Origin of the sequence: Leclercia sp. Marseille-Q4284, from assembly GCF_916618945.1 — a bacterium.
Classification (GTDB): domain Bacteria; phylum Pseudomonadota; class Gammaproteobacteria; order Enterobacterales; family Enterobacteriaceae; genus Enterobacter; species Enterobacter tamurae.
This window is the reverse complement of the sequence record NZ_CAKAKG010000002.1, coordinates 179,700-202,632: the sequence shown is the minus strand read 5'-3', so window position 1 is coordinate 202,632 and position 22,933 is coordinate 179,700. Positions and strand designations below refer to the sequence as shown.

Annotated in this window: 20 protein-coding genes and 1 pseudogene; 14 read left to right on the top strand and 7 right to left on the bottom strand. The window is 56.3% G+C overall.

The features are described from left to right. The 3 genes from thrB (at position 1) to LG383_RS15670 (ending at position 2,720) form a co-directional block, all read left to right on the top strand. Positions 1–930 (top strand): homoserine kinase, encoded by a 930-nt coding sequence (thrB, locus tag LG383_RS15680; protein ID WP_106994171.1) that lies wholly within the window; start codon positions 1–3, stop codon positions 928–930. Positions 931–933: 3 nt separating this feature from the next. Then, positions 934–2,220 carry a threonine synthase gene (gene thrC / locus LG383_RS15675; protein ID WP_166181560.1) on the top strand — a complete coding sequence of 429 codons (1,287 nt, stop codon included), beginning with the start codon at positions 934–936 and terminating at the stop codon, positions 2,218–2,220. 212 nt (positions 2,221–2,432) lie between these two features. Continuing rightward, entirely contained in the window at positions 2,433–2,720 is a 288-nt protein-coding gene (locus tag LG383_RS15670) for a DUF2502 domain-containing protein (RefSeq protein ID WP_106994173.1), read from the top strand. 30 nt (positions 2,721–2,750) lie between these two features. Here LG383_RS15670 and yaaA read toward each other — a convergent pair whose 3' ends face one another. Both yaaA and LG383_RS15660 read right to left on the bottom strand, forming a co-directional pair. Further along, positions 2,751–3,524 carry a peroxide stress protein YaaA gene (yaaA, locus tag LG383_RS15665; RefSeq protein WP_106994174.1) on the bottom strand — a complete coding sequence of 258 codons (774 nt, stop codon included), beginning with the start codon at positions 3,522–3,524 and terminating at the stop codon, positions 2,751–2,753. A gap of 66 nt (positions 3,525–3,590) precedes the next feature. Then, entirely contained in the window at positions 3,591–5,021 is a 1,431-nt protein-coding gene (locus tag LG383_RS15660; protein WP_225759603.1) for a sodium:alanine symporter family protein, read from the bottom strand. Positions 5,022–5,282: 261 nt separating this feature from the next. On the opposite strand from LG383_RS15660, the gene tal reads away from it, so the two are divergent. From tal to LG383_RS15645, 3 genes are all read left to right on the top strand, one after another. Then, positions 5,283–6,236 carry a transaldolase gene (gene tal / locus LG383_RS15655; protein ID WP_106994176.1) on the top strand — a complete coding sequence of 318 codons (954 nt, stop codon included), beginning with the start codon at positions 5,283–5,285 and terminating at the stop codon, positions 6,234–6,236. Positions 6,237–6,346: 110 nt separating this feature from the next. Continuing rightward, positions 6,347–6,934: a molybdopterin adenylyltransferase gene (gene mog, locus LG383_RS15650; protein ID WP_106994177.1), complete on the top strand. Its 588-nt coding sequence runs from the start codon at positions 6,347–6,349 to the stop codon at positions 6,932–6,934. A gap of 123 nt (positions 6,935–7,057) precedes the next feature. Next, positions 7,058–8,347: an MFS transporter gene (locus LG383_RS15645; protein WP_106994178.1), complete on the top strand. Its 1,290-nt coding sequence runs from the start codon at positions 7,058–7,060 to the stop codon at positions 8,345–8,347. A 33-nt stretch (positions 8,348–8,380) separates the two neighbouring features. Here LG383_RS15645 and LG383_RS15640 read toward each other — a convergent pair whose 3' ends face one another. From LG383_RS15640 to satP, 4 genes are all read right to left on the bottom strand, one after another. Continuing rightward, positions 8,381–9,517 (bottom strand): ABC transporter substrate-binding protein, encoded by a 1,137-nt coding sequence (locus tag LG383_RS15640; RefSeq protein WP_106994179.1) that lies wholly within the window; start codon positions 9,515–9,517, stop codon positions 8,381–8,383. A gap of 18 nt (positions 9,518–9,535) precedes the next feature. Continuing rightward, complete coding sequence (locus LG383_RS15635; protein ID WP_225759602.1) at positions 9,536–10,312, bottom strand: ABC transporter ATP-binding protein; 777 nt, start codon at positions 10,310–10,312, stop codon at positions 9,536–9,538. Continuing rightward, the gene (locus LG383_RS15630; protein WP_225759601.1) at positions 10,309–11,382 is read right to left on the bottom strand and encodes an iron ABC transporter permease; all 1,074 of its coding nucleotides are present in this window, start codon (positions 11,380–11,382) and stop codon (positions 10,309–10,311) included. Before LG383_RS15630 ends, LG383_RS15635 begins: the two co-directional genes overlap by 4 nt. Before the next feature lie 250 nt (positions 11,383–11,632). Then, a complete protein-coding gene (gene satP / locus LG383_RS15625) occupies positions 11,633–12,202 on the bottom strand; it encodes an acetate uptake transporter (protein WP_166181566.1) in 570 nt (189 codons plus the stop codon). A gap of 296 nt (positions 12,203–12,498) precedes the next feature. Between satP and dnaK the strand changes: the two genes are divergently transcribed. The 4 genes from dnaK (at position 12,499) to nhaR (ending at position 17,949) form a co-directional block, all read left to right on the top strand. Further along, positions 12,499–14,418 (top strand): molecular chaperone DnaK, encoded by a 1,920-nt coding sequence (dnaK, locus tag LG383_RS15620; protein ID WP_106994183.1) that lies wholly within the window; start codon positions 12,499–12,501, stop codon positions 14,416–14,418. 86 nt (positions 14,419–14,504) lie between these two features. Then, positions 14,505–15,641 carry a molecular chaperone DnaJ gene (dnaJ, locus tag LG383_RS15615; protein ID WP_106994184.1) on the top strand — a complete coding sequence of 379 codons (1,137 nt, stop codon included), beginning with the start codon at positions 14,505–14,507 and terminating at the stop codon, positions 15,639–15,641. Between the two features lie 174 nt (positions 15,642–15,815). Beyond that, positions 15,816–16,991, top strand: a complete 1,176-nt coding sequence (nhaA, locus tag LG383_RS15610; protein WP_106994185.1) for a Na+/H+ antiporter NhaA — start codon at positions 15,816–15,818, stop codon at positions 16,989–16,991. A 58-nt stretch (positions 16,992–17,049) separates the two neighbouring features. Beyond that, complete coding sequence (gene nhaR / locus LG383_RS15605) at positions 17,050–17,949, top strand: transcriptional activator NhaR (RefSeq protein ID WP_106994186.1); 900 nt, start codon at positions 17,050–17,052, stop codon at positions 17,947–17,949. A gap of 57 nt (positions 17,950–18,006) precedes the next feature. On the opposite strand, the gene rpsT is transcribed toward nhaR, so the two are convergent. After that, positions 18,007–18,270, bottom strand: coding sequence for a 30S ribosomal protein S20 (rpsT, locus tag LG383_RS15600; RefSeq protein WP_012015991.1), 264 nt, complete (start codon positions 18,268–18,270; stop codon positions 18,007–18,009). A gap of 101 nt (positions 18,271–18,371) precedes the next feature. Between rpsT and LG383_RS15595 the strand changes: the two are divergent. The 4 genes and pseudogenes from LG383_RS15595 (at position 18,372) to lspA (ending at position 22,886) form a co-directional block, all read left to right on the top strand. Continuing rightward, a pseudogene (locus LG383_RS15595) lies at positions 18,372–18,590 on the top strand (DUF2575 domain-containing protein). A gap of 7 nt (positions 18,591–18,597) precedes the next feature. Further along, positions 18,598–19,536 (top strand): bifunctional riboflavin kinase/FAD synthetase, encoded by a 939-nt coding sequence (gene ribF / locus LG383_RS15590; protein WP_106994187.1) that lies wholly within the window; start codon positions 18,598–18,600, stop codon positions 19,534–19,536. 33 nt (positions 19,537–19,569) lie between these two features. Next, complete coding sequence (ileS, locus tag LG383_RS15585) at positions 19,570–22,386, top strand: isoleucine--tRNA ligase (RefSeq protein ID WP_106994188.1); 2,817 nt, start codon at positions 19,570–19,572, stop codon at positions 22,384–22,386. Then, complete coding sequence (gene lspA, locus LG383_RS15580; RefSeq protein WP_106994189.1) at positions 22,386–22,886, top strand: signal peptidase II; 501 nt, start codon at positions 22,386–22,388, stop codon at positions 22,884–22,886. The genes ileS and lspA overlap by 1 nt, the downstream gene beginning before the upstream one ends. The last annotated feature ends 47 nt before the right edge of the window (positions 22,887–22,933 follow it).

Below are 22,933 nucleotides of genomic sequence, written 5' to 3'. Positions count from 1 at the left end.
ATGGTCAAAGTTTATGCCCCGGCTTCCAGCGCCAATATGAGCGTTGGGTTTGATGTGCTGGGCGCGGCGGTGACGCCGGTGGATGGTTCATCGCTGGGGGATACGGTTACGGTAGAGGCCGCGGACAGCTTCAGTCTGAGCAACGTCGGACGTTTCGCCAGCAAGTTGCCGACCGATCCGCGTGAGAATATCGTTTATCAGTGCTGGGAGCGTTTTTGTCAGGAGATCGGCAAAAACGTGCCGGTCGCCATGACCCTCGAAAAAAGCATGCCGATCGGTTCCGGGCTGGGCTCCAGCGCCTGCTCGGTGGTGGCCGCGTTGGTGGCGATGAACGAACATTGCGGCAAACCGCTGAATAACACCCGCCTGCTGGCCCTGATGGGCGAGCTGGAAGGGCGCATCTCCGGCAGTATTCATTACGATAACGTCGCCCCCTGTTTCCTGGGCGGCATGCAGCTGATGATCGAAGAGAACGGCATCATCAGCCAGCAGGTGCCAGGCTTTGATGAGTGGCTGTGGGTGCTGGCCTATCCGGGCATCAAAGTGTCGACCGCGGAAGCGCGCGCCATCCTGCCGGCGCAGTACCGCCGTCAGGACTGCATTGCGCACGGTCGTCATCTGGCGGGCTTTATTCATGCCTGCTATACCCGTCAGCCGCTTCTGGCGGCAAAACTGATGAAAGATGTTATTGCCGAGCCATACCGCACCAGATTGCTACCGGGCTTCAACGAAGCGCGCAGCGCGGCGCTGGATATCGGCGCTCTGGCCTGCGGCATTTCCGGTTCCGGTCCGACCCTGTTTGCCCTGTGCGACAAACCGGATACGGCGCAGCGGGTCGCAGAATGGCTGGGGAAAAATTACCTGCAAAATCAGGAAGGCTTTGTTCATATTTGCCGTCTGGATACGGCCGGCGCACGAGTACTGGGATAAACGATGAAACTCTACAATCTTAAAGATCATAACGAGCAGGTTAGCTTTGCACAGGCCGTCACGCAGGGGCTGGGTAAAAACCAGGGCCTGTTCTTCCCGCACGATCTGCCGGAATTTGGTCTGACCGAAATCGACGAGATGCTGAAACAGGATTTCGTCACCCGTAGCACTAAAATTCTCTCCGCCTTTATCGGGGATGAGATCCCGCAGGAGCTGCTGGAAGAGCGCGTCCGCGCGGCCTTTGCGTTCCCTGCGCCGGTAAGCCAGGTTGAGCCGGACGTTGGCTGCCTGGAGCTGTTCCATGGCCCGACGCTGGCATTTAAAGATTTCGGCGGCCGCTTTATGGCGCAGATGCTGACTCACATCAGCGGCGATAAGCCGGTCACCATCCTGACCGCCACCTCCGGCGATACCGGTGCGGCAGTGGCGCACGCCTTCTATGGCCTGAAAAACGTGCGCGTGGTGATCCTCTATCCGCAGGGCAAAATCAGCCCGCTGCAGGAAAAACTGTTCTGCACCCTCGGGGGCAATATTGAAACTGTCGCCATCGACGGGGACTTCGATGCCTGCCAGGCGCTGGTTAAGCAGGCCTTCGACGACGAAGAGCTGAAGGTCGCGCTGGGTCTGAACTCCGCCAACTCGATCAACATCAGCCGTCTGCTGGCGCAGATTTGCTACTACTTCGAAGCGGTAGCCCAGCTGCCGCAGGAAGCGCGCAACCAGCTGGTGATCTCGGTGCCGAGCGGTAACTTTGGCGATCTCACCGCTGGCCTGCTGGCGAAGTCTTTGGGCCTGCCGGTGAAACGCTTTATTGCCGCCACCAACGCCAACGACACGGTGCCGCGTTTCCTGAAAGAGGGCAAGTGGACGCCAAACACCACGCAGGCCACCCTGTCCAACGCCATGGATGTGTCACAGCCTAACAACTGGCCACGTGTGGAAGAGCTGTTCCGCCGTAAAATCTGGCGTCTCAATGAGCTGGGTTATGCTGCGGTGACCGACGACACCACCAGAGAGACCATGCGCGAGCTGAAGCAGGTGGGTTACACCTCCGAACCGCATGCGGCGGTGGCGTACCGCGCCCTGCGCGATCAGCTGAACCCGGGCGAGTACGGTCTGTTCCTCGGCACCGCGCATCCGGCGAAGTTCAAAGAGAGCGTGGACGAGATCCTCGGTGAATCGCTGCCGCTGCCGAAAGAGCTGGCCGAGCGTGCCGATCTGCCGCTGCTGTCCCACAGCCTGCCAGCCGATTTTGCCGAGCTGCGTAAGCTGATGATGACGCGCGGATAAACAAAAGCACCATACCGTAGGCCGGGTAAGGCGAAGCCGCCACCCGGCTTTTTTATGGAGAAAATAAGGAGAAAAATAGCAGGGAAAAAGTAGAAATTCCCAATAAATGCGGTCACTTACAGAATAGGATTGCAGAGAATAACATCCTCCACGCCCCTCACGTAATCTCCTTACATCGGCCCACATCGGGCAAGAATAATAAGGAGTAACCTATGTCTAAACTGAAACCTGCACTTATCGCACTTTCGCTGATGCTGGTGGCTCCGATGGCGGTTCAGGCCGCTGAAATCACCCTGGTACCGGCGGTTAAACTGCAGATTGGCGATCGGGATAATCGGGGTCACCACTGGGATGGCGGCCGCTGGCGTGACAATGACTGGTGGAAGTCCCACTACGAGTGGCGCGACAATCGCTGGCGTCCGCATGGCGAGCATCACGATAATCGCCACAACGATCGTCATGACGATCACCGTCATGGACCGGACTGGAAGCACCATTAAACTCACCCCGCCAACCGGCGGGGTTTTGCGTTACTGCTCGTGGCGTTTAAACACCAGCTCACCTTTCCCTGATGCTTCCTCGTCAAAGACATAGCCTTCGCTGTTGAATGCCGTCAGCTGCTCTGGCTTCGTCAGACGATGTTCAATGATGTAACGGCTCATCAGCCCGCGCGCTTTTTTGGCGTAAAAGCTGATCACTTTGAACTTGCCGTTCTTCTCGTCGAGGAACACCGGCTTGATGATTTCCGCATCCAGCTTTTTCGGTTTGACCGATTTGTAGTACTCATCCGACGCCAGGTTGATCAGGATATTGTCACCCTGCGCCTTCAGCGCATCGTTCAGCGTGTTGGTGATGGTCTCGCCCCAGAACTGATACAGATCTTTGCCTTTTGCATTCTCCAGGCGAATGCCCATCTCCAGACGATAAGGTTGCATCAGATCCAGCGGGCGCAGCACGCCGTACAGCCCGGAGAGCATGCGTAAATGCTGCTGGGCAAAATCAAAGTCAGCTTCGCTGAACGTTTCTGCCTGCAGGCCGGTATAGACGTCGCCTTTAAAGGCCAGAATCGCCTGGCGGGCATTGGATGGCGTGAAATCCGGCTGCCAGTCGTGAAAGCGAGTGGCATTAAGATCCGCCAGCTTGTCGCTGATGCTCATCAGGCTGGCAATTTGCGGCGCCGAAAGCTTGCGCGCCTCGCGGATCAGCTGTTGCGAATGATCCAGCAGTTCAGGCTGGGTATAACGCTCGGTGGCGAGTGGGCTCTGGTAGTCGAGCGTTTTAGCAGGTGAAATCAGAATCAGCATATCCAGTCCTTGCAGGAGATTTGGTGCGATTTTAACAAAAAAACCGCCTCGATTGATCGATGGCTGTTATTGACGCGGCAAATCGTCCCAGGCGCCGGGCGCCAGTTGCGCTGCAATCTCGGGATAACGTGAGGCATCAAAAACCGGCTGGACCCCCAGCTTCCGCTGGCGCAGATAATCCCGGGCGATCACGTTGATCACCGGAGAGAGCAGTAGGATCGCCGTCAGATTAGTGATCGCCATCAGCGCCATAACGATATCCGCCAGCTGCCAGACCACTGGCAGGCTTAACAGAGAGCCGAGCAGCACCATCAGCACCACGCCGCCCCGTAGCAGCCAGCGGGATTTCCGGGCATCGGGATGCAAAAAGATCAGATTGTTTTCGGCATAAATGTAGTTCACCACGATGGAGCTGAAGGCGAACAATACGATGATAAAGGCCACGAAATCAGCGCCCCAGCCCCCGGTCAGATTGATCAGTGCCTGCTGCACCAGCTGCACGCCGTCGGTATTAGCTGGTAGATCCACCGGGCCTGCCAGCAGCACGATCATCGCGCTGGCGGTGCAGATGATGATGGTATCAACGAAGACGCCAATCATCTGCACGATGCCTTGCGAGGCCGGGTGAGGGGGCCAGGAGGCAGCAGCCGCGGCGGCATTGGGGGTTGACCCCATGCCCGCTTCGTTGGAAAACATACCGCGCTGAAAACCGGCCGTCAGGGCCTGGCTCAGGGTATAACCCAGCGCACCGGCGGCGGCTTCGCGCCAGCCAAAGGCGCTTTTTACGATCAGGGTGAAGACCGCAGGGAGCTGGTCGGCATGCCAGGCGCAGACCACCATGCTGGCGATCACCCACAGCAGCGCCATCACCGGCACCATCCACTGCATCAGCCGGGCGACGCCTTTGATGCCGGTGAGGATCACCACTAAGGTGAACAGGGCCATCACGCCGCCGGTGATGATTTCCGGGAAGTCGAAGGCGAAACGCAGCGCGTGGGCAACCGAGTGGGCCTGAACGGTATTAAAGATCAGGCCGTAGGCGATGAGTAAGAAGAGAGAAAACAGCACGCCCATCCAGCGCATGCCAAGGCCGCGGGCCATATACCAGGCCGGGCCGCCGCGAAACTGCCCCTGCTTATCCGCTTCCTTATACAGCTGGGCCAGCGAGCATTCGGCAAAGGAGGTCGCCATGCCGATGATGGCGGTCATCCACATCCAGAAGATGGCCCCCGGGCCACCCGCCGAGATCGCCAGCGCCACCCCGGCTACGTTACCGCTGCCGACCCGGGCTGCCAGGCTGGTGCAGAGCGCCTGGAACGAGGTTAAGCCGCCCGGCTGGGGAGTCAGGCTATTTTTCAGATTATTGCGCAACTGAGGAATGGCGCGAAATTGAATAAATCCGCAACGAAAAGTGAACCAAATCCCTGCCGCAAACAGCAGGTAAATCATCACCGAACCCCACAGAATTTCATTAATAAACGACAGATAATCAGGCATTAACGTCCCTCTTGTTGATGCCAAAGTGCATAGGTAATCGCTACTAATGAGTGAGCAAACAGGTAATTAGCAGTCCGGAGTTTTGCCAAGTTTATCACAGTATCTTTCAGCGCATTGTCTGCGGTTGCGCTGACCTTCCGTCGTGTTATCATCAGGGCAGACCGGTTACATCCCCCTAACAAGTAAACCTGTCATTTTTCCGTTTCTGGCATCCCGCTGGTAACGCGAATTATCCAGGGCAAGTTAAAGAGAAACACTATCATGACGGATAAATTAACCTCCCTTCGTCAGTTCACGACTGTTGTCGCTGACACCGGAGATATCGCGGCAATGAAGTTGTACCAGCCGCAGGATGCCACAACGAACCCTTCTCTGATTCTGAACGCCGCACAGATCCCTGAATACCGCAAACTGATCGACGACGCCGTTGCCTGGGCGAAAAGCCAGAGCAGCTCCCGCGATCAGCAGGTTGTCGATGCGACGGATAAACTGGCTGTTAACATTGGTCTGGAAATTCTGAAGCTGGTTCCGGGCCGTATCTCGACTGAAGTCGATGCGCGTCTGTCCTACGACACCGAAGCGTCTATCGCCAAAGCCAAACGCCTGATCAAACTGTACAACGATGCTGGCATCAGCAACGACCGTATCCTGATCAAACTGGCTTCCACCTGGCAGGGCATCCGCGCTGCAGAACAGCTGGAAAAAGAAGGCATCAACTGTAACCTGACCCTGCTGTTCTCCTTTGCTCAGGCGCGTGCCTGTGCAGAAGCGGGCGTGTTCCTGATCTCTCCATTCGTGGGCCGTATTCTGGACTGGTACAAATCCAATACCGACAAGAAAGAGTACGCAGCGTCTGAAGATCCGGGCGTGGTTTCCGTTACCGAGATTTACGAGTACTACAAACAGCACGGCTATGAAACCGTGGTGATGGGTGCAAGCTTCCGTAACGTTGGCGAAATCCTGGAACTGGCTGGCTGTGACCGCCTGACCATCGCCCCTGCGCTGCTGAAAGAGCTGGCAGAAAGCGAAGGCGCGATCGAGCGTAAGCTGAGCTTCAGCGGCGAAGTGAAAGCCCGTCCTGAGCGCATCACTGAGTCCGAGTTCCTGTGGCAGCACAACCAGGATCCAATGGCGGTAGACAAGCTGGCGGACGGTATCCGTAAGTTTGCTATCGACCAGGAAAAACTGGAAAAAATGATCGGCGAACTGCTGTAATCATTCCTGCGTGACCGGGCTTCCGGTCACGCTACTTCTCTTGTTCCCTGTCTGAATCCCCCTGCTGCGTGTATCATTCCCTCAATCTGTATTGTTTGAATGGAATAGATATGAATACCTTACGCATTGGCTTAGTTTCCGTCTCAGATCGCGCCTCCAGCGGTGTCTATGAAGATAAAGGCATCCCCGCGCTGGAAGCCTGGCTGGCTTCTGCCCTCACCACCCCTTTTGAAGTGCAAACCCGCTTGATCCCGGACGAACAGGCGATCATCGAACAAACCTTATGTGAACTGGTTGATGAAATGAGCTGCCACCTGGTGCTGACCACGGGCGGAACCGGACCGGCGCGTCGTGACGTGACGCCGGATGCGACCCTCGCCATCGCCGATCGTGAAATGCCGGGTTTTGGTGAACAGATGCGCCAGATCAGCCTGCACTTTGTGCCGACGGCGATCCTCTCCCGTCAGGTAGGCGTGATCCGCAAGCAGGCGCTGATCCTCAATTTGCCGGGCCAGCCGAAATCCATTAAAGAGACGCTGGAAGGGGTGAAAGAGGCCGACGGGAAGGTGGTGGTGTCAGGTATCTTCGCGAGTGTACCTTATTGTGTACAGCTGCTTGAAGGGCCATATGTGGAAACCGACCCGCAGGTAGTAGCAGCTTTTCGCCCGAAAAGCGCGAGGCGTGAAACAATCTCCTGAAATTAACAATAATGTGACATATGCTGTAACGGTAGTAGCGTGCTAATTGATTTACGGTATAGTAATTTTTTCTTTACGATCACTGTAAATATAACTCAACAATTCAGCTCATAATGGTTCGCTATGTCACATTACAACCGGCCTCTCAATCGTCAGGATTATAAGACTCTCACCCTGGCCGCACTCGGCGGCGCGCTGGAGTTTTATGATTTCATCATCTTCGTCTTTTTCGCGGCGGTCGTCGGGGCGCTGTTCTTCCCGGCAGACATCCCCGAATGGCTGCGTCAGGTACAGACCTTTGGCATTTTTGCCGCCGGGTATCTGGCGCGTCCGCTGGGTGGCATCATCATGGCCCACTTCGGCGATCTGGTGGGACGCAAAAAGATGTTCACCCTCAGCATCCTGCTGATGGCCGTTCCGACCCTCGCGATCGGCCTGCTGCCGACCTATGCCTCGATGGGAATTATTGCCCCGGTATTGCTGCTGCTGATGCGCATCCTGCAGGGGGCGGCGATTGGCGGTGAAGTGCCGGGTGCCTGGGTGTTTGTGGCGGAACATGTGCCGGCCCGGCGGATCGGCATTGCCTGCGGTACGCTGACCGCAGGGCTGACGGTCGGCATTCTGCTGGGCTCCGTGGTGGCGACCCTGGTGAACACCAGCATGACTCAACAGGCAGTGCTCGACTGGGGCTGGCGTATTCCGTTCCTGCTGGGCGGTGCCTTTGGTCTGGTGGCGATGTATCTGCGTCGCTGGCTGCAGGAGACCCCGGTCTTCCTTGAGATGCAGCAACGCAAGGCGCTGGCGCAGGAGCTGCCGGTCAAAGCGGTAGTGGTGCGCCATAAAAAAGCAGTAGTGGTGTCGATGCTGCTCACCTGGCTGCTGTCGGCGGGGATTGTGGTAGTGATCCTGATGTCGCCGGTCTGGCTGCAAAAGCAGTACGGCTTTGCCCCGGCGGTAACGCTGCAGGCCAATAGCATTGCGACCATCATGCTCTGCTTTGGCTGCCTGATTGCCGGGCTGGTGGTGGATCGTATCGGTTCCAGCCTGACCTTTATCATCGGTAGCCTGCTGCTGGCTGCATCAAGCTGGGCGTTCTATCACCTGGTGGGCAGCCATCCGGAACAGCTGTTCCTGCTGTACGGCGTGGTCGGGCTGTGCGTCGGGGTGGTGGGAGCCGTGCCTTATGTCATGGTCCGCGCCTTCCCGCCGGAAGTACGCTTCACCGGGATCTCCTTCTCATATAACGTCTCCTACGCCATCTTCGGTGGGCTGACGCCGATTGCCGTTACCCTGCTGATGGGGGTGTCGCCAATGGCACCGGCCTGGTACGTGCTGGCGCTCTCGCTGATGGGGCTGGCGTTAGGTCTCTGGCTGCGCCAGAAGCCCGTAGAAGTACCGGTCCTCGCCGGATAATAATAAGGCCGGACATATTGCCCGGCCTTTTTGTTAGTGCGAAGGGGTAAAGCTCAGGATGATGTTGTCATCCGGAATGTGGGTAAAGTTTTTGATAATGGCGTGGTAGTCCTCCAGCGGATCCACATCCTTAAACAGCGTCGGGTAGAAGATTTTGCTCAGCGTCTCAATAGCGACGATGTTATACGGGTTGTTATAGAAGTGATGATAAAGCGCCCCGGTGTGGCCTTGCGCGACGGCCGGAATGCTGGCGACGCCCTGACGCGTCAGCAGGGCGTTAAAGGCTGCGCTGACATCATGTGCCGGGACGTTATAGCCAAACGGGATAATCGCCGTGCCTTTGCCCGGACGTTTTGAGCCGGTCATCAGGTAGTAATCCGGGTTCAGGGAGATAATCTTCTCCACCGCGATATTGCCGCTTGCACCCGGCAGCAGCTGCGAGCCGATGTTGGTTCCGCCAGCGGCCTCTACCAGCCCGCCCCAGCCGTTGCGCGCATGGGTGAAGCAGCAGCCGTTATCCAGCCCGCCGACACCGGCAATCGGTTCGATAAAGACCAGCGGTTTTTTGCTAACGGTGGCCAGACGCTGGTGGATCCTGTCCAGACGCTGCTGATAGAAATCGATATAGGCCTGCGCGCGCCCGGTCTGCCCCATCACCTTACCCAGCAGGGCAATACTCGGCAGAGTGTTCTCCACCGGGTGCAGTTCATAATCCACGAAGATAACCGGAATATGCAGGGCTTCCAGCTGCGCCAGCACGCCGGTCTGCACCAGCGACGGCTTAGCGCGCAGCTGGGCAATCATCAGGTCGGGCTGGCGGGAGATCACCGTTTCGAGATCGACATTCCCCTGGTCAGAAAACTTCATGTCGAGGATCTTCTCCGCTTCCGGCCATTTACGCTTCAGTACGTTCCAGGTTTCGGTGTCCTGCTTCTTCGGCAGGTTGTTCCACGCCACTACTCTGGAGAAGGGGTTATCGCGCTCCAGCAGGGCCAGGGCAAAGATATCGCGTCCGTCCTGGAGAATGATGCGCTGCGGTTCATGTTCAACCGTGACCGTGCGGTTATCCAGGTCTTTCACCGTCACCGGCCAGCTCTCTGCCTGGGCGAGTAAGGGTGAAAGTAACAGTGCCAGGCCGCCTGCGGCGGCAATGAGTTTTTTCAGCGTCATGTTTTTCCCGTCTTCTTCTTATGGTGTTAACCCGTCGACCACCACATGCGGCAGCCCACGGGAACAGTATTCAACCCGGCCATTCACGCCGTACACCGTCGCCAGGTTGGCAGGGGTGACAACCTCACCCGGCAGGGCGCTGGCGATCAGCTCGCCGCCTTTCAACATCAGGGCAAAGTTCGCATGGCGCAGGGCTATGTTAATGTCGTGGATCACCACGACGGTGACGATATTGCGCAGCCGCGTTTCGCGGGCGACGATATCCATCACATGGAACTGGTAGTTGAGGTCGAGGGCGCTTAAGGGCTCATCCAGCAACAGCAGATCCGGCTCGCGAATGAGAGACTGGGCAAGGCCGATCAGCTGTTTTTGCCCGCCGGAGAGCTGGTCGAGAAAGCTCATCGCCAGATGGGCGACGCCCAGTTTATCGAGGATGGAATACGCTTCCTGTTCGACATTGAGACCAGAAGGACTGCCGCTGGCCCGACGGGCAACAATCACCGATTCGAGCGCATGTAGATGCACCCCCTGCGGCAGGGATTGCGGCAGATAAACCACCTTCTGCGCGCGCTTCGCCGCGGGTAGGATCATCAGATCTTCGCCGTTGAGCTGCAACTCTCCCTGAGCGGGGTTCAGGTCAGCCAGGGCGCGCAGCAGGGTGGACTTGCCCGAGCCGTTTGGCCCCAGCAGGGCAGTGATCTGCCCGCGCGGGAGCAGCGGGGTGTTCAGCCCACTGATGATCTTTTTCTTGCGATAGCCGGTGTGCAGATCGCGGATGCGCAGGCCGTCGGTCATACGTTCCCCCGGTTACGAATAATGATGCTGAGGAAGAACGGCACGCCTACCAGCGAGGTGACAATGCCCACGGGAATAATGACGCCGGGAACGATGTTCTTGGAAAATACCGACGCCAGCGAGAGCACCAGCGCGCCAATCAGCATGCTGCCGGGCAGATAAAACCGGTGATCCTCGCCAAACATCATGCGGGAGATGTGCGGCGCCACCAGGCCGATAAAGCCGACCGGGCCGACAAAGGCAACCGTCAGGGCCGAGATAATACTGATGCGCAACAGCGTGGTCAGACGCAGCTTTTTCACGTTGATGCCAAAGCTGACGGCACGATCTTCCCCCAGACGCAGCGCCGTCAGTTTCCAGGCATTCTTTAACGACAGCGGCACGATAATCAGCAGCGCTACGGCCAGGATCGCCAACTTATCCCACGAGGCTCTTGCCAGGCTGCCCATCGTCCAGAAGACCAGCCCCTGCAGGGTATCTTCGCTGGCAACAAACTGCAGGATGGAAATCAGCGCGTTAAAGGTAAAGACCAGGGCGATACCAAACAGCACCACGCCAGAGGTCGCCACGCGGGTCCAGCGGCTGATGCCGTCCAGAATAAAGCAGGCCAGCAGCGCAAAGATAAAAGCGTTCGCCGGAATGAACCACTTATCGGCAATACCGGGAATACCTAACCCGAGCACAATCGCCAGTGCGGCACCAAAAGAGGCGGCAGACGACACGCCCAGCGTAAACGGGCTGGCGAGCGGGTTATTAAGGATGGTTTGCATCTCAGCCCCCGCCAGCCCCAGCGCCATGCCAACGGCGACGGCCATTAACGCAAACGGCAGGCGCAGATCCCAGACGATCACCCGCGTCCCGGCATCGGCCGCAGCGGAGTTGACTAAGGTGTGCCAGAGGGTAGCAACGGAGATGCCTGACGGGCCGAGCGTGAAGTCGAGGATCAGAGAGCAAATAATAAAGAAGAACAGCACCCCTGCCAGGGCAAAGCGCCGGACGAGAACCTTAAGGTAATGTGACGCGATAATGGATTCGCCAGTTTGATCGCTGGCGGCAAGGCTGGAATTCATCAGTTAACCTTATGCAACACAACAGAATTATTTCATCCCCTTGGGTTCCTGTTCGGCACTGCATGATATCCATATCCGGGATGCGCCGGGTCACACTATTCGCAATGATAATGCTTATCAATTGAATAAGGTGATTATGCGCATTTTGTTTACTAACCGTTTCTGATGTGGTCGAAAAATGACCGTGTTGAAAAAGAGGATAGTGACAGGGGAGGCGATTTCGTGCCCGCAGGGCGGGCACGAAGAGGGATCAGTGTTTTTCACCAATCGGCAGAACGGTGCGGCCGAACTGCTCGTTCAGCACTTCGCCCATCGCCAGGTAAATGGCGCTGGCGCCGCAGACCAGGCCAATCCAGCCGGCTACGTGAATAATGGACTCGCCGTTATCCACCAGGTGACCGACACACAGCAGAGCGAACAGCACGGTCAGGCTCAGGAACACGAACTGCAGCGCACGGTTACCCACCAGAGTGCCAAAGAACATGAACAGCGTGAACACGCCCCACAGGCCCAGATAGACGCCCAGGAACTGTGGGTTCGCCGCTTCGGTCAGACCCATTTTCGGCATCAGCAGAATGGCGACCAGGGTCAGCCAGAACGAGCCGTAAGAGGTGAATGCGGTTAAACCGAAGGTATTGCCTTTCTTATATTCCAGCAGGCCCGCGAAGATCTGTGCGATACCGCCGTAAAAAATGCCCATCGCCAGGATAATGCCGTCCATCGGGAACATCCCGATATTGTGCAGGTTCAGCAGAATGGTGGTCATGCCGAAACCCATCAGGCCCAGCGGAGCCGGATTAGCCAACTTAGTGTTGCCCATAAGTCCTCAAAAAAATCATCATTAATATGGTGAAATGGTGAATCCCACGCCAATTCTCCCTGGCGGGGCGCGGCATCATAATGGGCGGCATCAGCGCCGTCTATGATCTAATCAGGGTGAAATTAAAAATTTTTTTATCCTTCCCCCTTGATGGATGCCGTTGCGACCCCATCTTGTAGTCAACCGCAGTGTGTGGACCTGAAAAAATTCAAATCTGGACAGTTGAAAAAGCACCTTCTGCCCTTATTACAGGTACACAACCACATGTTGACTGAATTTTTAGTGGAGACGTTTAGATGGGTAAAATTATTGGTATCGACCTGGGTACTACCAACTCTTGTGTAGCGATTATGGATGGCACCACTGCACGTGTGCTGGAGAACGCCGAGGGCGATCGCACCACGCCTTCTATCATTGCTTATACCCAGGATGGTGAAACTCTGGTTGGTCAGCCGGCTAAACGTCAGGCAGTGACAAACCCGCAAAACACCCTGTTTGCGATCAAACGCCTGATTGGCCGTCGCTTCCAGGACGAAGAAGTGCAGCGTGATGAAGCCATCATGCCGTACAAAATCATCGGCGCTGAGAACGGCGACGCATGGATTGATGTTAAAGGTCAGAAAATGGCACCGCCGCAGATCTCTGCTGAAGTGCTGAAGAAAATGAAGAAAACGGCTGAAGATTACCTGGGCGAACCGGTAACTGAAGCGGTTATCACCGTACCGGCATACTTCAACGATGCTCAGCGTCAGGCAACCAAAGACGCGGGCCGTATCGCGGGTCTGGAAGTCAAACGTATCATCAACGAACCAACCGCAGCGGCACTGGCCTACGGTCTGGATAAAGAAGTCGGCAACCGTACTATCGCGGTATATGACCTCGGTGGTGGTACTTTCGATATCTCCATTATCGAAATCGACGAAGTTGACGGCGAAAAAACCTTCGAAGTTCTGGCGACCAACGGTGATACCCACCTGGGTGGTGAAGACTTCGACAGCCGTATGATCAACTACCTCGTTGACGAGTTTAAGAAAGATCAGGGCATTGACCTGCGTAACGATCCGCTGGCCATGCAGCGCCTGAAAGAAGCCGCAGAAAAAGCGAAGATTGAGCTCTCTTCTGCGCAGCAGACCGACGTGAACCTGCCGTACATCACTGCAGACGCGACCGGTCCAAAACACATGAACATCAAAGTGACTCGCGCGAAACTGGAAAGCCTGGTTGAAGACCTGGTTAACCGTTCCATCGAGCCGCTGAAAGTTGCTCTGCAGGATGCGGGTCTGTCCGTCTCCGAAATCCAGGACGTTATCCTGGTGGGTGGTCAAACCCGTATGCCAATGGTTCAGAAGAAAGTGGCTGAATTCTTTGGTAAAGAGCCGCGTAAAGACGTTAACCCGGACGAAGCCGTTGCTATCGGTGCTGCCGTTCAGGGTGGCGTTCTGACTGGTGAAGTTAAAGACGTATTGCTGCTGGACGTTACCCCGCTGTCTCTGGGTATCGAAACCATGGGCGGTGTGATGACGGCGCTGATCGCCAAAAACACCACCATCCCGACCAAGCACAGCCAGGTGTTCTCTACCGCTGAAGACAACCAGTCTGCGGTAACCATCCATGTGCTGCAGGGTGAGCGTAAACGTGCCGCAGATAACAAAGATCTGGGTCAGTTTAACCTCGATGGTATCAGCCCGGCACCGCGCGGTATGCCACAGATCGAAGTCACCTTCGACATCGATGCTGACGGTATCCTGCACGTTTCCGCGAAGGACAAAAACAGCGGTAAAGAGCAGAAGATCACCATCAAGGCCTCTTCCGGTCTGAACGAAGAAGAGATCCAGAAGATGGTTCGCGAAGCGGAAGCTAACGCCGAGTCTGACCGTAAGTTCGAAGAGCTGGTTCAGACCCGCAACCAGGGTGACCATCTGCTGCACAGCACCCGTAAGCAGGTTGAAGAAGCCGGCGACAAACTGCCAGCTGACGACAAAACCGCTATCGAGTCTGCACTGAGCGCGCTGGAAGCGTCCCTGAAAGGCGAAGACAAAGCCGATATCGAAGCGAAAATGCAGGCGCTGGCTCAGGTTTCCGAGAAGCTGATGGAGATCGCGCAGCAGCAACACGCACAGCAGCAGGCTGGCGCGGGTGCTGACGCTTCAGCAAACAACGCGAAAGATGACGATGTTGTCGACGCAGAGTTTGAAGAAGTGAAAGACAAAAAATAATCGCCCTTTGAACGGGTAATACACTGGCACGGGCGAAGAGGTTTCCTCTCCGCCCGTGCACGCATGTTAGGGGCAGATAAAACAAGATGGCTAAGCAAGACTATTACGAGATTTTAGGCGTTTCCAAAACAGCGGAAGAGCGTGAAATCAAAAAGGCGTATAAGCGCCTGGCCATGAAATTTCACCCGGACCGCAACCAGGGTGACAAAGAGGCCGAAGCCAAATTTAAAGAGATCAAAGAAGCCTACGAAATCCTGACCGATGCCCAGAAACGTGCGGCCTACGATCAGTATGGCCACGCTGCGTTTGAACAGGGCGGCATGGGCGGTGGCGGCGGATTTGGTGGCGGCGGCGCAGATTTCAGCGATATCTTTGGTGACGTCTTTGGCGACATCTTCGGTGGCGGCCGCGGTCGTCAGCGTGCAGCCCGTGGCGCAGACCTGCGCTACAATATGGAGCTGACGCTGGAAGAGGCCGTACGCGGTGTAACGAAAGAGATCCGCATTCCAACCCTGGAAGAGTGTGACATTTGCCACGGCAGCGGTGCGAAAGTGGGTACCAAACCGCAGACCTGTCCAACCTGTCACGGTTCCGGCCAGGTACAGATGCGTCAGGGCTTCTTTGCAGTGCAGCAGAGCTGTCCGCACTGTCAGGGCCGCGGTACGCTGATCAAGGATCCGTGCAACAAATGCCACGGTCACGGTCGCGTTGAGAAGAGCAAAACCCTGTCCGTTAAAATTCCGGCAGGCGTGGATACTGGCGATCGTATTCGTCTGTCTGGTGAAGGCGAAGCGGGTGAGCATGGCGCACCGGCAGGCGATCTGTACGTTCAGGTGCAGGTGAAGCAGCACGCGATTTTCGAACGTGAAGGCAACAACCTGTACTGCGAAGTGCCGATCAACTTTGCGATGGCGGCGATGGGCGGTGAAATCGAAGTGCCAACCCTCGACGGTCGCGTGAACCTGAAAGTGCCTGGTGAAACCCAGACCGGTAAGCTGTTCCGCATGCGTGGTAAAGGCGTGAAATCGGTCCGTGGCGGCGCACAGGGCGACCTGCTGTGTCGCGTGGTGGTCGAAACCCCGGTTGGCCTGAATGAGAAACAGAAGCAGCTGCTGCGAGAATTGCAGGAGAGCTTTGGCGGCCCAACGGGTGAGAACAACAGTCCGCGCTCCAAAAGCTTCTTTGATGGCGTGAAAAAATTCTTTGACGATTTGACTCGCTAATCCATTAGCTGACGTTCATTTTTAAAAAAGCCCGGAAGCGATTCCGGGCTTTTTCTATTTGTGGGTATTGCTCGGTAAAACTGAATTTATACTCAATATTAATCTGTTTTTGCCGAGTTGTTGGGCTTGGTATTATGGTTTTATCGAGGTATTGTTGTAAAAGAGAGAACTTAAGTGAAATTATTACACCGTTTCTTTAGCAGTGAAGCGTCCGGCGGCATCATCCTGATTATCGCTGCCGCCGCCGCGATGGTGCTGGCCAACCTGGGTATCACCCGTGAGTTCTACCATGCGTTTCTGGAAACGCCCGTAGAGCTGAAGGTTGGGGCGCTTGAAATTAATAAGAACATGCTGCTGTGGATCAACGATGCGCTCATGGCGGTGTTCTTCCTGCTGGTGGGGCTTGAGGTGAAACGCGAGCTGATAGTGGGCTCGCTTGCCAGCCGCCAGCGTGCGGCGTTTCCGGTCATTGCCGCGCTGGGTGGAATGGTCGTTCCGGCGCTGCTCTTCCTGGCGTTTACCTGGCAGGATCCGGTGGCGCGCCACGGCTGGGCAATCCCGGCGGCAACGGATATCGCCTTTGCCCTTGGGGTACTGGCACTACTGGGAAGCCGCGTTCCGGCAGCGCTGAAAATCTTCCTGATGGCGCTGGCTATCATTGACGATCTTGGCGCTATTGTAATTATCGCGCTGTTCTACACCAGTGAACTGTCGATACTGTCGCTGAGCGTTGCTGCAGGCGCTATTGCAGTGCTGGCGCTGCTGAACCTGTTCAACGTACGCCGTATCGGCATTTACGTGCTGGTGGGGATGGTGCTGTGGACTGCGGTACTGAAATCGGGCGTGCATGCCACGCTGGCAGGGGTGATCGTCGGCTTCTTCGTACCGCTTAAACCGCAAAATGGCAAATCACCTGCCAGCCAGCTGGAGCATGTGCTTCATCCGTGGGTGGCCTTTATGATCCTGCCGCTGTTTGCTTTTGCTAACGCGGGTGTTTCCCTTAGCGGGGTGACGCTGGACGGGCTGACGTCAGTGCTTCCGCTGGGCATCATTGCCGGGTTGTTTATCGGTAAGCCGTTAGGTATCAGCCTGTTCTGTTGGCTGGCGCTGAAACTGAAGCTGGCATCATTGCCGCACGGCACCACCTTCAGGCAGATAACTGCCGTGGGCGTGCTGTGCGGAATTGGATTTACCATGTCGATCTTTATCTCGACGCTGGCGTTTGGCGCGCATGCGCCTGAGCTTATCGTCTGGGCAAAACTCGGCATTCTCATCGGGTCATTACTGGCTGCGGTGACAGGTTATACCTTGCTGAAGGTAAAATTGTCCGGACAGGTCGTCCAGGCATAACAGGAAAGCGGGGGAAGGGGAGCCTTCTCCCGATTTACGATCAGGGAGTGAATTCACGATGTCTCATTTGAATTACAACCATCTTTACTACTTCTGGCATGTCTACAAGCAGGGCTCGGTTGTCGGCGCTGCAGAGGCGCTCTACCTGACGCCGCAGACGATTACCGGGCAGATCAAAGCCCTGGAAGAGCGCCTGCAGGGGAAGTTATTCAAGCGTAAGGGACGCGGAATCGAACCCAGCGAGCTCGGCGAACTGGTATTTCGCTACGCTGACAAAATGTTCACCCTGAGCCAGGAGATGCTTGATATCGTCAACTACCGCAAGGAGTCGAACCTGCTCTTTGACGTCGGTGTCGCGGATGCGCTGTCAAAACGGCTGGTCAGCGGCGTGCTGGACGCGGCGGTGGTTGAAGATGAGCAAATCCACCTGCGCTGCTTTGAATCCACCCACGAGATGCTGCTCGAGCAGCTGAGCCAGCATAAGCTGGATATGATTATCTCCGACTGCCCGATCGACTCCACCCAGCAGGAAGGGCTGTTCTCAGTGAAGATTGGCGAGTGTGGGGTGAGCTTCTGGTGCATCAACCCGCCGCCGGTAAAACCCTTTCCCGCCTGTCTGGAAGAGCGCCGTCTGCTGGTGCCCGGCAGACGCTCCATGCTCGGCCGCAAGCTGCTGAACTGGTTTAATTCCCAGGGGCTGAAGGTCGAGATTCTGGGTGAATTTGATGATGCGGCGCTGATGAAGGCCTTTGGCGAAGCGCACAACGCGATCTTCGTTGCCCCGACGCTTTACGCGCAGGATCTCTATTCGGACATCGGGATTACTGAGATTGGCAGGGTGGATAACGTAATGGAGGAGTATCACGCGATATTTGCGGAAAGAATGATTCAGCATCCGGCGGTACAGCGTATCTGTAACCGTGACTACTCGGCGCTGTTTACGCCACCGGCAATCTGAAGGCATAAAAAAACCCGCGTTAAGCGGGTTCTTTAAACAAGCAACAACAAGTGGCGATTAAGCCAGTTTGCTGATCTGCGCGGTCAGGTTTGCTTTATGACGCGCTGCTTTGTTTTTGTGGATCAGACCTTTAGCAGCCTGACGGTCCACGATTGGTTGCATTTCGTTAAATGCGTTCTGCGCTGCAGCTTTGTCGCCAGCTTCGATTGCTGCGTATACTTTCTTGATGAAAGTACGCATCATAGAGCGACGGCTTGCGTTGTGCTTACGAGCCTTTTCAGACTGAACGGCACGTTTCTTAGCTGATTTGATATTAGCCAAGTCCAACTCCCAAATATGATCTATGTGGACAATTCAAAGGCCGAGGAATATGCCCTCTTTGCCTTCTTTTGTCAATGGATTTGTGCAAATAAGCGCCGTTAATAAGCGACGCTAAGTTACGTAGTGATGGCGCAGGATTCTACCAGCTTGTCTCTCCTGAATACAGCTTTTCGATACAAAAATCCTCATCTGCAGCCAGATTTTTTCGCTGTGAAAGGCAACCCTGATGAAATCATTACGGCTTTCTGTTTTGCGTGAACAATCGCCGGTTAACCTTAACCGCTGTACAAGGTATACTTTGGCGATTTTCACTGTTTTGAGCCAGTCATGAAGCTGATACGCGGCATACATAATCTCAGTCAGGCCCCACACGGGTGTGTGCTGACTATTGGTAATTTCGACGGCGTGCATCGTGGGCATCAGGTGCTGTTGCAGGGGTTACGTGAAGAGGGGCGGGCACGAGGTCTGCCGGTAGTAGTCATGATTTTTGAGCCGCAGCCGCTGGAGCTTTTTGCCAGCGAGAAGGCGCCTGCGCGCCTGACCCGTCTGCGTGAAAAGTTACGTTACCTGGCGCAGTGCGGCGTGGACTACGTCCTGTGCGTCCGTTTTGATCGGCGCTTCGCCGCCCTGACGGCACAAAATTTTGTCAGCGACCTGTTAGTGGATCGCCTTGGCGTGCGCTTTCTGGCGGTGGGAGATGATTTCCGCTTTGGCGCTGGTCGTCAGGGGGATTTCTTGCTATTACAGAAGGCTGGCCTGGAGTATGGCTTTGACGTCACCAGCACCCAGACCTTCTGCGAAGGCGGTGTACGCATCAGCAGCACGGCAGTACGCCAGGCGCTGGCTGACGACGATCTGGATACCGCCGCAACCCTGCTCGGTCGCCCGTTCTCTATATCCGGGCGCGTCGTGCATGGCGATGAACTGGGCCGCACCATTGGTTTCCCGACGGCGAACTTACCGCTGCGTCGTCAGGTTTCCCCGGTAAAAGGGGTCTTTGCGGTAGAAGTGACGGGGCTGGGCGATAAGCCCCTGCCCGGCGTTGCCAATATTGGTACCCGTCCGACAGTGGCTGGCGTACGCCAGCAGCTCGAAGTGCATTTGCTGGACGTTGTAATGGACCTTTATGGTCGCCATATAGATGTAATCCTGCGTAAAAAAATACGCAATGAGCAGCGATTCGCCTCGCTTGATGAGCTAAAAGCGCAAATCGCGAGAGATGAGTTAACAGCCCGCGAAATTTTTGGGCTATCAAACCCGGCTTAATGCCTGAGATATAAATACGGAACCGAGAATCTGATGAGTGACTATAAATCAACCCTGAATTTGCCGGAAACAGGGTTCCCGATGCGCGGCGATCTCGCCAAGCGTGAACCGGGAATGCTGGCGCGTTGGACCGATGATGACCTGTACGGCATCATCCGTGCAGCCAAAAAAGGGAAAAAAACCTTCATCCTGCATGATGGCCCTCCTTATGCGAATGGCAGCATTCATATTGGTCACTCTGTAAACAAGATTCTGAAAGACATTATCGTGAAGTCCAAAGGCCTCACGGGCTTTGACTCGCCTTACGTGCCAGGCTGGGACTGCCACGGTCTGCCGATCGAGCTGAAAGTGGAGCAAGAGTTCGGTAAGCCGGGCGAGAAGTTCACCGCCGCCGAATTCCGCGCCAAATGCCGCGAATACGCAGCCACCCAGGTTGACGGCCAGCGTGAAGACTTTATCCGTCTGGGCGTGCTGGGCGACTGGTCACACCCGTACCTGACCATGGACTTCAAAACCGAAGCCAACATCATCCGTGCGCTGGGCAAAATCATCGGCAACGGCCACCTGCATAAAGGCGCCAAGCCGGTGCACTGGTGCGTGGATTGCCGTTCGGCGCTGGCTGAGGCGGAAGTCGAGTATTACGACAAAACCTCTCCATCCATCGACGTGGCCTTTGAAGGCGTCGATCAGGATGCGCTGCAGGGCAAATTTGGTCTGCCGGGCGTAGAAGGCCCAATCTCGCTGGTCATCTGGACTACCACCCCGTGGACCCTGCCTGCCAACCGTGCGATCTCCCTCTCTGCGGAGTTCGACTATGCGCTGGTACAGGTTGAAGGTCGCGCGCTGATCCTCGCGAAAGACCTGGTGGAGAGCGTGCTGAAACGCGCGAACATCACCGAATACCGTATTCTCGGTACCGTTAAAGGTGCTGAGCTGGAGCATCTGCGCTTTAAGCACCCGTTCCTCGATTTCGATGTGCCAGCGATCCTGGGCGAACACGTCACCCTGGAAGCGGGTACCGGTGCGGTGCATACCGCCGGTGGTCACGGCCCGGACGACTACAGCATCAGCCTGAAATACGGTCTGGAGATCGCCAACCCGGTTGGCCCGGACGGCGCGTATCTGCCAGGCACATATCCGACGCTGGACGGCATCAACGTCTTTAAAGCCAACGACATCATCGTCAACATGCTGCGCGACAACGGTTCGCTGCTGCACGTTGAAAAAATGCAGCACAGCTATCCGTGCTGCTGGCGTCACAAGTCACCGATCATCTTCCGTGCGACCCCGCAGTGGTTCGTCAGCATGGATCAGAAAGGCCTGCGCGCGCAGTCGCTTTCCGAGATCAAAGGCGTGCAGTGGATCCCGGACTGGGGCCAGGCGCGTATCGAATCCATGGTTGCCAACCGTCCTGACTGGTGTATCTCCCGTCAGCGTACCTGGGGCGTACCGATGTCTCTGTTCGTGCATAAAGAGACGCAGGAGCTGCACCCGAACACCCTGGAACTGATGGAAGAAGTGGCGAAGCGCGTCGAAGTCGACGGCATTCAGGCGTGGTGGGATCTCGACTCCCGCGACATCCTCGGCGCTGACGCGGACAACTACGAGAAAGTGCCGGATACCCTGGACGTCTGGTTTGACTCCGGTTCTACCCACTCTTCTGTGGTTGATGTGCGTCCGGAATTTGCCGGTCACGCTGCCGATATGTATCTGGAAGGGTCTGACCAACACCGTGGCTGGTTCATGTCATCCCTGATGATCTCCACCGCCATGAAGGGCAAGGCACCTTATCGTCAGGTACTGACTCACGGCTTCACCGTGGATGGTCAGGGCCGCAAGATGTCCAAATCTATCGGTAACACCGTTTCTCCTCAGGATGTGATGAACAAACTGGGCGCTGATATTCTGCGTCTGTGGGTGGCATCAACTGACTACACCGGCGAAATGGCGGTGTCCGATGAGATCCTGAAACGTGCTGCCGACAGCTATCGTCGTATCCGTAACACCGCGCGCTTCCTGCTGGCGAACCTGAATGGGTTCGATCCGGCAAAAGATATGGTGAAACCGGAAGAGATGGTGGTGCTGGATCGCTGGGCAGTAGGCTGCGCGCAAGCGGCGCAGGAAGATATCCTGAAAGCCTACGAGTCTTACGACTTCCACGAAGTGGTGCAGCGTCTGATGCGCTTCTGCTCCATCGAGATGGGCTCGTTCTATCTCGACATCATTAAAGACCGTCAGTACACCGCCAAAGCGGACAGCGTGGCGCGTCGCAGCTGCCAGACCGCACTGTTCCACATCGCGGAAGCGCTGGTGCGCTGGATGGCACCGATCATGTCCTTCACTGCGGATGAGATCTGGGGCTACCTGCCAGGCGATCGTGAGAAGTATGTCTTCACCGGCGAGTGGTACCAGGGCCTGTTTGGCCTGGCAGAGACCGAAGCCATGAACGACAGCTTCTGGGACGAGCTGCTGAAAGTGCGCGGCGAAGTGAACAAGGTGATCGAGCAGGCGCGTGCCGACAAAAAAGTGGGCGGCTCTCTGGAAGCGGCAGTAACCCTGTACGCAGAACCTGAGCTGGCGGCGAAACTGACGGCGCTGGGCGATGAATTGCGATTTGTCCTGTTGACCTCCGGTGCGAATGTTGCGGATTATGCCGACGCGAGCGCAGATGCCCAGCAGAGCGAACTGCTCAAAGGGCTGAAGGTGGCGCTGGTGAAAGCCGATGGTGAGAAATGTCCGCGTTGCTGGCATTACACCACTGATGTCGGCAAGGTGGCGGAACACGCAGAGATCTGCGGACGCTGTGTCAGCAACGTCGCCGGTGATGGCGAAAAACGTAAGTTTGCCTGATGAGTAAATCACTCTCTTCAACAGGGCTGCGCTGGCTGTGGCTGGTAGTAGTCGTGCTGATTATTGATCTGGGCAGCAAGTACCTGATCCTCCAGAACTTTGCTCTGGGGGATACGATGCCGCTGTTCCCGTCACTTAATCTGCATTATGCGCGCAACTATGGCGCGGCGTTTAGCTTCCTGGCTGACAGCGGCGGCTGGCAGCGCTGGTTCTTCGCGGGTATCGCTCTCGGTATCTGTGTGGTTCTGGCGGTGCTGATGTACCGCAGCAAAGCCACGCAGAAGCTGAATAACATCGCCTACGCGCTGATCATTGGCGGCGCGCTGGGTAACCTGTTCGACCGTCTGTGGCATGGCTTTGTGGTCGATATGATCGACTTCTATGTCGGCAACTGGCACTTCGCCACCTTCAACCTGGCCGATACGGCGATCTGTATCGGTGCGGCGATGATTGTGCTGGAAGGCTTCCTGCCTAAACCCGCAGCGAAAGAGCAGGCGTAACAAAACCCGCCGGGCGGCGCTGCGCTTGCACCGGCCTACGATCGTCG